This window comes from Candidatus Eremiobacteraceae bacterium (genome assembly GCA_035710745.1).
In the GTDB taxonomy this organism is placed as follows: Bacteria; Vulcanimicrobiota; Vulcanimicrobiia; order Eremiobacterales; family Eremiobacteraceae; genus JANWLL01.
Genome location: DASTCX010000021.1, coordinates 1 through 10,197 on the forward strand (window position 1 = coordinate 1; position 10,197 = coordinate 10,197).

Consider the following 10,197-nt stretch of genomic DNA (forward strand, 5'->3'; position numbering starts at 1 on the left):
TCGCGCCAGCGTCGAGTTCTTTGAGGATCGAGACGATCTGCGATTCGGTGAAGCGGCTCTTCTTCACGTGAGTCTCCTTGGCGGGCCTTACGCCCGAGACCTCACAGTTTCCGCCTGTCCGAAATCACCGCCTCAGGTCAACTGGCTCTTCGGCGGCTGATCGCTAGGTAAGGGCCGAGCAGGTCCCACGCCGCCAGAGCCTGGCCATCCCAGAGCATGAGCGCCACTTTGCGATCGATCAGCCCCGCCATAGCGAGCGTTCCCAGATTCTCGAAGTGATTGCCGATCAGGGCCACTTGGGCCATGAGCCTTTGATTCTCGCTCGAACGAGCTTCAGGTTTGAATACTTGATAACGAAACTCGGGATCTTTGAGCTTGGTCATCAGCCCCGTCGATGCGAAAAGGTAGGCGTCCGCAAACTCGGGGGAGTCGTGCGCTTTGTTCAGCTCTGCCAAGGCGGCGATTTGATTGTTGGCACGAGCGTGACGTATCTGGATGAGTGCGGCGATTGCCGTCGCCGTGATGACGACGAGCGTGCCAATTGACGCGACGGTGTTCCAAAGCGCCAGAGTCATATCACCCTCCGAAGGTCAGGGCAATCTCGAACGGAGGGTTCACTCTCGAGCGGTCGTCATCCTCAGGGCTTGGGCGGCGCGCCTTATGGCACTTTGACTTTGACCTTGAACAGGTTGCCGATCGCGTCGCTGACGTTGATCGTCGCTGTGCCAGTCGCCACAGACGTCACATAGAACGCGACGACGGATGGGTTGACCGCTCCCCGTGATCGTAATCCGATTGATCCGTTCGTTATTCGCCCTCGGTGAACCAGGTTCTGTGCGGTCAGACCACACAACGCGCAAAAGCCCCTGTCGATAGACCCACGGGCGCGAAAGTCGTCTCGCTTTCAAGGTTGTTAACGGCGCGTCAATACGAGTGATGTGGTCCGATCGAGGGTACACCAGATAAGGCCCCGTGGTCATTTCTTTTCTCGGTCCGCGAGGGGGCAAGCGAGGGATCTATCGTGAGCATCAACTTGTGGGGCGTACCAATCCATCCCGAGATCATGGAGTACCCACCGGTCCATTCCGGATCTAGAAAACGTCGGGCCGGACGCAGACCCAGGACGGCTCTGAAAGTCGCCACGGGCGCGGCTCGGATACTGCTCGGCATCCAGTTCGGGATCTTTGGGCTAAACGGTTTCGTGCACTTCCTTCCGAACCCGGCGTACATTCCGCCGACCGCGATGGCGTTCTCCGTCGCGATGGTGACGTCGCATTTCGCGTACTTCGTCTTCGGCGTGCAGGTGATAGCGGGTCTGCTCGTCTTATTCAACCGGTACGTGCCGTTCGCGCTCGTCATGCTCGGCGCCGTGATCGCGAACATCTTCGCGTTCCACATCACGATGTGGCCGCAGGCGATCTTCCCGATGCCGATCATCGCGCTGGTCCTCTGGTTCGCCACCGCATGGCCGATCCGATCGCAATTCGCGCCGATCTTCGTTCAGAAAGTCGAGGCCGCCTAAACGATGTCGCAAGTCCTCCCGTACCTCTGGTTCGAGAACCAAGCCGAAGACGCGGCGAAGTTCTACGTCTCCGTCTTCAAGAATTCGAAGATCGACAATATAAGCCGCTACGGCGACGCAGGTCCGCTGAAAGCCGGGCTTGCGATGACGGTTGAATTCCAACTGCTCGGCTCGGACGTCATGGCGCTCAACGGCGGAACGCCTCCGTCGTCAGGCGGCCAGCCTCCCATCTCGTTGTTCGTCAGCTGCGACACGCAAGCAGAGGTCGACGATCTGTGGGAGAAGCTATCCGCTGGTGGCCAAATCATTCAGTGCGGGTGGCTCGTCGACAAGTTCGGTATCGCGTGGAACATCGTGCCGCAAGGGATCGCCGACTACCTAGGTGGTGACGACGAAGCAGGCAGGACGCGCGCGATGCAGGCGATGCTCAAGATGGTGAAGCTCGACATCGACGAGCTGCGCCGCGCGTACGAGGGCGCTCCGGTATAGCGAGGCCGCGGCGGTCGAGATAAATCTCGACCGCTCCCTATCCTCTCGGGCAAAGACCGTGAAGGTCGACCGCTCCATCTAGCAAGAATTCGGCACAATGCAAGCGGTCATTCTCGTCGGCGGTGAGGGGACACGGTTGCGGCCGCTCACATACGCCTTGCCGAAGCCGATGGTACCGATCCTCGGACGCCCGTTCATCGGCTGGATCATCGAACGGCTGCGCCGCGCGGGCGTCGACGACATCATCCTTTCCTGCTGCTACCTCCCGGACGTCATCGAGGCGCATTTCGGCGACGGCTCGGATTTCGGCGTCAAGCTCCACTACGTCATGGAGGACACGCCGCTCGGCACGGCCGGCGCGATCCGCAACGCGTTCGACCTGATCCACGGCTCGATCTTCGTCTGCAATGGCGACATCCTCACAGGTCTCGACCTTTCGAAGCTCCTTGAATCGCACACGCGCAACAACGCGATCGCGACGATCCACACGCGCGCCGTCGAAGACCCGAGCGCCTTCGGCGTCGTCGAGACGGATGAAACGGGCCGCGTCAAACGCTTCGTCGAGAAGCCGAAGCCCGGCGAGACCGATGCGCGCGACATCAATGCCGGCACGTACCTCCTCGATCGCGAAGCGATCGAAGCGATTCCCGAAGGCAAGACGGTCTCGATCGAGCGCGAGACATTTCCGCTGCTCATCGAAACGACGCACCGCGTCTACGCGGTCTCGACGAACGACTATTGGATCGACGTCGGCCGCCCCGAGACGTATATGCAGGCGCATCGCGACATCCTCGACGGCAAGTTCGAAAGACCGCTCGGCGTCGAGATACGACCTGGCGTGTGGTCCGCAGACGGCAGCGTCCTCGATTGCGCGACGCTTCAAGGTCCCGCCTACATCGGAGCGGGTGCGAAGATAGCGCGCGGCGCGAAGATCGGGCCGTATTCAGTCGTCTATGACGACGTCAAGATAGCCGACGGCGCGACGGTCGGCAACTGCATCGTGTGGCCGGGATGTGTCGTGGAAGAGAACGCGACGGTGCGCGGCGCCATACTCGGGCTCGAGGTCGTCGTCGATGCCGGAGCAAGCGTTCCAGCGGGGAGCGTCATCGGAAAGGGCGAACGTCTCGTGCGCGCCTGATGAATCCACTCGACTCGCTCAACGAAGAACAACGCGAAGCGGCCGCCCACACCGAGGGCGCCGTTCTTATTTTCGCGGGCGCCGGCAGCGGCAAGACGCGCGTCCTGACTCATCGCGTCGCGCACTTGCTCGCAGAAGATCGCGCACCGGCCTACCGCATCATCGCGGTGACGTTCACGAACAAAGCAGCCGGCGAGCTCAAACAGCGGCTCCGCGCGCTCGTCGGACCGATGGCGCAAGGCCTCTGGGTCGGCACCTTTCATTCCATAGGCGTGCGGATATTGCGCCGCGACGGCGCCGTCGTCGGTGTCGCCCCGAACTTTGTCATCTACGACGAAGCCGATCAGCGCCAGCTCGTCCGCGAGATCCTTCGCGATCTCGACCTCGACGAGCGCCACTTCGCCCCGGGTGCGCTGCTCAACGAGATCAGCCGCGCCAAGGAACGCTGCCTTTCGCCCGCTGCCTACGCGAGTTCCGCCGACGGTCGGCTCGCGACGACCGTCAGTTCCGTCTACGCCGAGCATCAACGAAGGCTCACGGTCGCGAACGCGCTCGACTTCGATGATCTCATCATGCGGACGCTCACGCTCATCGAGGGCGACACCGAGCAAGGCAAGTCATGGCGCGAACGCTTCCGATACGTGCTCGTCGACGAATATCAAGACGTCAACGAGTCGCAATACCGCATGGTGAGCTCGCTCTCGCGAGGGAGCGGCAACATCTGCGTCGTCGGCGACGACGACCAATCGATCTACGCCTTCCGCGGCGCCGATCATCGCATCATCCTGCGTTTCGAGCGCGATTTTCCGAACGCGACGACGTTCCGGCTCGAGCGCAACTATCGTTCGACGTCACCCATCCTCAGCGCCGCGAACACGCTCGTGAGCCACAACACTCAGCGCCACCCGAAAAAGCTTTGGACGTCGCGCGAGGGCGGCAAGCCGGTGAGCGTCTACGAGGCGAAAACCGAACGCGAAGAGGCGCGGTTCGTCGTCGACGCGATCAGGACCGGCACCAGCGAGCAAGGCCGTGCTTTGGCCGATCATGTCGTCCTCTACCGGACGAACGCGCAATCGCGAGCGTTTGAAGAAGCGATGCTCGTCGAGGGCATGCCGTATCGTGTCGTCGGAGGCGTCGGATTCTACGCGCGAGCGGAAGTGAAGGATGCGCTCGCCTACCTGCGCTTCATCGTCAACCGCGACGATGGCATTTCGCTGCGGCGCATCATCAACGCGCCGCGCCGCGGCATCGGGCAATCGACGCTCAACGCGATCGCCGACGAAGGCGGGCGTCGCGGATTGAGCTTTTCGCAGGCGATGCGCGATCCGGCTCTCGTCGCGCTCGTCGCGCCGAAGCGGGCGAAAGATATCGCCGCATTCTTCACGGTCATCGACCGCTTCGCCGAGATCGGCCGCGTCGAAGGGCCATCGCGGCTGCTCGTCACGGTTTTGGAAGACACCGGTTACGTCCGCGAGCTGCGCGCCGAGGACACGATCGAGGCGCAATCGCGGCTCGAGAATCTGCAAGAACTCGTCGGCGTCGCGCGCGAGTACGAGGAGCGCGAGGGCAACGACGTCCTCGGATTCCTCGCGAACATCTCGCTCGTGTCCGACCTCGACGCGATGCGCGAGGGCGAGTCGGCCGTCACGCTCATGACCCTCCACATGGCGAAGGGGCTCGAATTCCCGGTCGTCTTCCTCGCCGGCCTCGAAGAGGGTATCTTTCCGCACAACCGCGCCCTCATCGATCCGGCAGATATAGAGGAAGAACGGCGTCTCGCCTACGTCGGCATGACGCGCGCGATCGACGAGCTCGTGCTGTCGTATGCGAAGCGGCGCAACACGTTCGGCAGCGCTTACCTGCACCCGCCGTCGCGCTTTCTCACCGAGATCGCTGGTCTCGAATTCCTCAACGCGCCTTCGGTGCCGACCGTCGGCTTTTCGGGCACTTGGGACGACGTCCGCCTACCCGAGCCGACGCTTTCAGAAGATATCGTCGACCTGAGCGTTGGCGACCGAGTCGTTCATGGGAAGTTCGGCGTGGGGACCGTGCTCGAAGTCCGGGGGGCAGGCGGCGACGCGTTCGTCACCGTCAATTTCGAGACCGCCGGCCGCAAGAGCATCATGTTGAATTACGCGAAGCTGGAGAAGGTGTAGCCTCCAAACGTTGAAGATGCGACGCGCATGACGCCTTCCGCCATCCGCGTCGCCGTGTCCGGCGCTCGCGGCAAGATGGGGACGATCGCGATCGCCGCGTTGGACGCCGCGCCCGACACGTCATACGTCGGCGGACTCGTGCGATCCGATCCGAACGCGCAGCGGTCCGAGTTCGGCGATCTCGATGAACTGCTCACTTCGGCGCGGCCCGAAGTGCTCGTCGACTTCACGCACTTCCCGGATTCGAAGAAGATAGCGCTCGCGTGCATCGCGTCCGCCGTCAGGCCCGTCATCGGAACATCCGGCTACGTCAGCGACGACGTCGACGATCTACGTGCGGCGTGCGAGCGCGAGACGATCGGCTGCGTCTTCGTTCCCAACTTCGCGATCGGTGCAGTCCTTATGATGAAGTACGCCGCCGACGCTGCCCGTCAGTACGACGCGGTTGAGATCATCGAGATGCACGAGGCAGGCAAGAAAGATGCGCCTTCTGGGACCTCGACCGCGACCGCTCGCCGGCTGGCGGCGGCGCGCTCGGCGGTCCCGGGTGGTGCTTTTCGGCGACCAAAAACCGCGCTCATGAAGATCGAGGGCGCGCGCGGAGCGGAGTTCGATGGCATCGGCATACATAGCTTGCGCCTGCCCGGCGTCGTCACCCATCAAGAGGTGCTGTTCGGCGGCGACGGCGAGACGTTGCGCATCACCCACGACTCGACTTCGCGATCGTCGTTCATGCCGGGCATGCTCGTCGCCATTCGCGCGGCGCGCGAGCTCACGACGTTCGTCGACGGCTTGGAGTCGCTGTTGTGAGCGCGTATCGAGTCGCGATCGTCGGAGCGACCGGCGTCGTCGGCGAGACCGTCGCTCGCATACTGGAGGAGCGCCGCTTTCCGATCTCATCGCTGCGCGCATTTGCGACGCAGCGTAGCGCCGGCTCGGTCGTGCGTTCGGGATCGTCCGAAGCGGTCGTCGAGGCGATCGATGCCTCAGCGCCAGATCCCGGTCTGTTCGATGGCGTCGACGTCGCGTTCTTCGCGGCCGGCGATGCGGTGAGCGCGGCCTATGGAAGGCTCCTCGCCGAACGCGGCGTTCTCGTCGTCGACAAGTCATCCGCCTACCGGCTCGAGCCTGACGTGCCGCTCGTCGTGCCAGAGGTGAATGGCGCCGCGATTTCGGGCCATCGCCTCATCGCCAATCCGAACTGCTCGACGATCCCGCTTGCGATGGCGCTCGCGCCGATCGAACGCGCCTTCGGGTTGAAGTGGGTGAGCGTCAGCACGTACCAAAGCGTTTCGGGCGCCGGACGAGACGCGGTCGACGAGCTTGGCGCGCAGACGCGCGGGGAAGATCGCGCCGCCGCCGCATTGCCGAAGCGCATCGCCGGCAACGTCATACCGGAAGTCGGCTCGTTCGAAGCGGGCGGCGATTGCGGCGAGGAATCGAAGATCGCCGCGGAGTTCCGCAAGATCATATCGCAGGTGGATCTGCCGGTGTCGGCGACGACGGTGCGCGTGCCGGTCGCGGTGGGCCACAGCGAAGCCGTCGCTTTCGCGACGAAAAAGCCGGCGTCGCGCGAGCAGATCCGCGAGGTTCTGGCTATGGCGCCGGGCGTGACGTTCACCGACGGCACGGCGTATGCGACGCCGCTCGATGTCGCCGGCACGGACATCGTCGCAGTCGGACGTCTGCGCCCGGACCGCGCACACGACGACGCGTGGCTGATCTGGATCGTCTGCGACAACTTGCGCAAGGGCGCGGCGACGAATGCCGTGCAGATCGCCGAGAGTGCGTTGCGCTCGGCTCCGATCGCCGTATGAACGCGCGCAGCGCAGTGCAGCCGCTCGTCGTCTTGAAGTTCGGCGGTTCGTCGCTCGCGACTCCGGAGCTGCGGCTGCTTGCTGCGCAACGCGTTCGCAAAGCTATTGAAGAAGGCGTGACACCGGTCGTCGTCACCTCGGCGCTTGGCCGCGCGCCGGCGCCGTACGCCACCGATTCATTGATCGCGCTTGCACCGGATGCGGCCGACGGCCCGAACCGCGATCTCTTGCTTGCGACGGGCGAGATGATCGGCGCCGCGGTCTTCGCCGAGCTGCTCGAGTCGATCGGGATTCCGGCTCGCGCCCTCACCGGCGGACACGCCGGTATTTCGACCGATTCGTCGCACGGCGATGCACGAGTCACGCACGTCGATGCGGCGCCGATCCGATCGCTGCTCGCCGCGCGCGTAACGCCGGTGATCGCCGGTTTTCAAGGTATCGCCGAAGACGGCTCCGTCACGACGCTCGGTCGCGGCGGCAGCGACCTCACGGCGGTCGCGATCACTGCGGCGCTGGGCGACGCGAGCCTCGAGATCGTCACCGACGTCGACGGCGTCATGAGCGCCGATCCGCGACGCGTCGCCGACGCGCACACCGTCGAGCGGCTGACGCTCGAAGAGGTCACCGAACTCGCCGGCCTCGGCGCGAAGGTCATGCACGACAAAGCCGCCGACCTCGCGCGCGACGAGCGGATCCCCTACACGGTGCGTTCCTTGCGCAGCGGCGTCGGTTCGAGCATCGGCGGCGATGCGACACCCGATCACAACCGGCCCGTGACCGGCCTCGCGACGATCGTCGGCTGCAGCTTCGTGCACATCGTGCCCGAGGCTGCGGGCATGCCGGGCGGATGGGAGCAAGGCGTCTTCCGCGCGATGTACGACGCTGCGATCAATCTCGACTGTATCAACGTCAACGCCGCCGGCGTGTTCTTCATCGTCCAAGATGACGATCTCGAACGGGCCCGCGAGCTGCTCGAACCGCTGCCGGTCGCCGTGCGATCGCGGCGCGATTGCGCGAAAGTATCGATCGTCGGCGCCGGGATGCGCGGCACGCCGGGCGTCATGTATCGAGTCGTCGAGGCGCTGAGCAAGGCCGGCGTTCCGATCATCCACAGCACCGATTCGAACATCACGATATCCGTGCTCGTGCCCGGAACGATGGCCGCGACCGCCGAACAGGTCTTGCACGCGTACTTCAAGCTCTAGCGATAATAAGGAAAGCATTTCGATGAGCACACCGCGCTTCGGCACCGTCGTCACCGCGATGGTGACGCCCATGAAAGCGGACGGCGCGATCGATCTCGACGAAACGAAACGGCTCGCGTCTTGGCTCGTCGAGCATGGGAGCGCCGGCATCGTCGTCTGCGGCACGACGGGTGAGGGACCGACGCTCTCAGATGCGGAGAAGTTATCCTTGTTCGCGGCCGTCGTATCCGCGGTCCGCGGCAACGCGAAAGTCATCGCGAACACGGGCGGCAACGACACGCGTCGTTCGGTCGAGTTCACCAAGCAGGCCGCCGACTGCGGTGTCGACGGCGCGCTCGTCGTCGGACCATATTACAACAAACCGCCACAGGCGGGCCTTATCGAGCACTTCACGGCGATCGCCGACGCGACGGCCCTGCCGATCATGATCTACAATATCCCCGGGCGCACCGCGGTGAATATCGTGCCCGACACGATCATCGCACTGAGCGCGCATCCGAACATCGTCGCCGTCAAGGAGTCGAGCGGCGATCTCATGCAAATCGCCGAGATCTGCGCGCGTACGCCGCACGGTTTTGAGGTCTATTCGGGCGACGACCACCTCGCACTGCCGGTCGCGTCTATAGGCGGCGTCGGTGTCGTCTCGGTCGCCAGCCATCTCGCCGGCGACGACATCAAGTCGATGCTCGATCTGCATTCGGCCGGCGACGTCGAAGCGGCTGCCTCGATCCACGGGCGGCTGCTGCCGCTCATCCGTGCGCTCTTCGCGACGACGAGTCCGATACCGGTCAAAGCGGCGGTCGCGCGGCTCGGCTTCTCTGTCGGACGTTGTCGCTTGCCGCTTTGCACGCTGACCTCGGAGCAGCAGCGCGCGCTGGACGCGGCGATCGCGCCGTGGGTGGTTCCGGCGGACGAGCGATCGCTGACGCGCGCTTGACCGTCAGCGTGGCCGGCCGGCCGCGCGTCGACGTCCTCGGCTGCGGCGTCGATCCGGTCGATATGGACGACGCGATCGAGCGCATCGAATCGTACATCTCGGACGTGCGCGGCGCGCACGTGGTGACGTTCGGCGCCGAGATGGCCGTACGCGCCTCTCACGACCCTTCATATCGAGAGACGATCAACGCCGCGGAACTCGTCGTCGCCGACACGGTCGGCGTCGTGTGGGCGATGCGTCGCGCCGGTTCTACTCTGCGCGATCGAGTCGCCGGGATCGAGCTTGTCGAGCGGCTGTGCGATGTGGCGCGCGTTCCGGTGTTCTTCTTAGGCGGCGCCGAGGGCGTGGCGACGGAAGCCGCGGCTGCCTTGAAGCAGCGGCACCCGGCTTTGATAGTCGCGGGCGTTCATCACGGCTACTTCGATGATGCCGCTTCCGCGTCGGTCGCCGAGGAGATCCGCGCAACGGGCGCGCGACTCGTGCTCGTCGCGCTCGGCGTGCCGCGCCAGGAGTTCTGGATCCGCGATCATCTTCGTGGCGTCGGGCCGGCGACGTGCATCGGCGTCGGCGGGGCCTTCGACGTGTGGTCAGGCCACTCGCCGCGCGCACCCGAGTCATGGCGCAGGGCGGGATTCGAGTGGCTCTATCGGCTCGTGCGCGAACCGCGCCGCTTGGGCCGTCAACTCGCGCTCCCGGAATTCGCTGTACGCGTACTCATGCAGCGTCGATCCGGATAAATCGGGGAGCGGTCGAGATTTATCTCGACCGCCGCGGCCTGGCAAATTTGAAATCTGTAGCGGTCGAGCTTTAGTGTAGTGTCTACGGACCTTCGCTACACGTAAAATTAGGGTAAAGCGAGAGCCTTCCTGAAAGGTGTTTGTGCTTAGCAACCGCCTTCAGGAGGGCTCTTCATGTATTGTACCACGAACTCGA

The 10,197-nt window shown here is 64.2% G+C and carries 10 protein-coding genes; 9 read left to right on the forward strand and 1 reads right to left on the reverse strand.

The features are described from left to right. Window positions 1-137 precede the first annotated feature (137 nt). A complete protein-coding gene (locus VFO25_09200; GenBank protein ID HET9343073.1) occupies window positions 138-575 on the reverse strand; it encodes a hypothetical protein in 438 nt (145 codons plus the stop codon). A gap of 446 nt (window positions 576-1,021) precedes the next feature. On the opposite strand from VFO25_09200, the gene VFO25_09205 reads away from it, so the two are divergent. From VFO25_09205 to VFO25_09245, 9 genes are all read left to right on the forward strand, one after another. Beyond that, on the forward strand, window positions 1,022-1,522 hold the full coding sequence (locus VFO25_09205; GenBank protein HET9343074.1) for a hypothetical protein: 501 nt from the start codon (window positions 1,022-1,024) through the stop codon (window positions 1,520-1,522). 3 nt (window positions 1,523-1,525) lie between these two features. Beyond that, window positions 1,526-2,011 carry a VOC family protein gene (locus tag VFO25_09210; protein HET9343075.1) on the forward strand — a complete coding sequence of 162 codons (486 nt, stop codon included), beginning with the start codon at window positions 1,526-1,528 and terminating at the stop codon, window positions 2,009-2,011. Between the two features lie 97 nt (window positions 2,012-2,108). Continuing rightward, a complete protein-coding gene (locus VFO25_09215) occupies window positions 2,109-3,149 on the forward strand; it encodes an NDP-sugar synthase (protein HET9343076.1) in 1,041 nt (346 codons plus the stop codon). Continuing rightward, window positions 3,149-5,305: a UvrD-helicase domain-containing protein gene (locus tag VFO25_09220; GenBank protein HET9343077.1), complete on the forward strand. Its 2,157-nt coding sequence runs from the start codon at window positions 3,149-3,151 to the stop codon at window positions 5,303-5,305. Before VFO25_09215 ends, VFO25_09220 begins: the two co-directional genes overlap by 1 nt. A gap of 27 nt (window positions 5,306-5,332) precedes the next feature. Further along, complete coding sequence (gene dapB, locus VFO25_09225; protein ID HET9343078.1) at window positions 5,333-6,115, forward strand: 4-hydroxy-tetrahydrodipicolinate reductase; 783 nt, start codon at window positions 5,333-5,335, stop codon at window positions 6,113-6,115. After that, the gene (locus VFO25_09230) at window positions 6,112-7,122 is read left to right on the forward strand and encodes an aspartate-semialdehyde dehydrogenase (GenBank protein ID HET9343079.1); all 1,011 of its coding nucleotides are present in this window, start codon (window positions 6,112-6,114) and stop codon (window positions 7,120-7,122) included. The genes dapB and VFO25_09230 overlap by 4 nt, the downstream gene beginning before the upstream one ends. Next, window positions 7,119-8,327 carry an aspartate kinase gene (locus VFO25_09235; protein HET9343080.1) on the forward strand — a complete coding sequence of 403 codons (1,209 nt, stop codon included), beginning with the start codon at window positions 7,119-7,121 and terminating at the stop codon, window positions 8,325-8,327. The genes VFO25_09230 and VFO25_09235 overlap by 4 nt, the downstream gene beginning before the upstream one ends. 22 nt (window positions 8,328-8,349) lie before the next feature. Further along, entirely contained in the window at window positions 8,350-9,264 is a 915-nt protein-coding gene (gene dapA / locus VFO25_09240; GenBank protein ID HET9343081.1) for a 4-hydroxy-tetrahydrodipicolinate synthase, read from the forward strand. Next, window positions 9,261-10,001 (forward strand): WecB/TagA/CpsF family glycosyltransferase, encoded by a 741-nt coding sequence (locus tag VFO25_09245; GenBank protein ID HET9343082.1) that lies wholly within the window; start codon window positions 9,261-9,263, stop codon window positions 9,999-10,001. The genes dapA and VFO25_09245 overlap by 4 nt, the downstream gene beginning before the upstream one ends. Window positions 10,002-10,197 lie beyond the last annotated feature (196 nt).

Coding starts and splice junctions, on each gene's coding strand:
- VFO25_09200 (HET9343073.1), bottom strand. CDS start 575: ATGACTCTGGCGCTTTGGAACACCGTCGCGTCAATTGGCACGCTCGTC.
- VFO25_09210 (HET9343075.1), top strand. CDS start 1,526: ATGTCGCAAGTCCTCCCGTACCTCTGGTTCGAGAACCAAGCCGAAGAC.
- VFO25_09215 (HET9343076.1), top strand. CDS start 2,109: ATGCAAGCGGTCATTCTCGTCGGCGGTGAGGGGACACGGTTGCGGCCG.
- VFO25_09220 (HET9343077.1), top strand. CDS start 3,149: ATGAATCCACTCGACTCGCTCAACGAAGAACAACGCGAAGCGGCCGCC.
- dapB (HET9343078.1), top strand. CDS start 5,333: ATGACGCCTTCCGCCATCCGCGTCGCCGTGTCCGGCGCTCGCGGCAAG.
- VFO25_09235 (HET9343080.1), top strand. CDS start 7,119: ATGAACGCGCGCAGCGCAGTGCAGCCGCTCGTCGTCTTGAAGTTCGGC.
- dapA (HET9343081.1), top strand. CDS start 8,350: ATGAGCACACCGCGCTTCGGCACCGTCGTCACCGCGATGGTGACGCCC.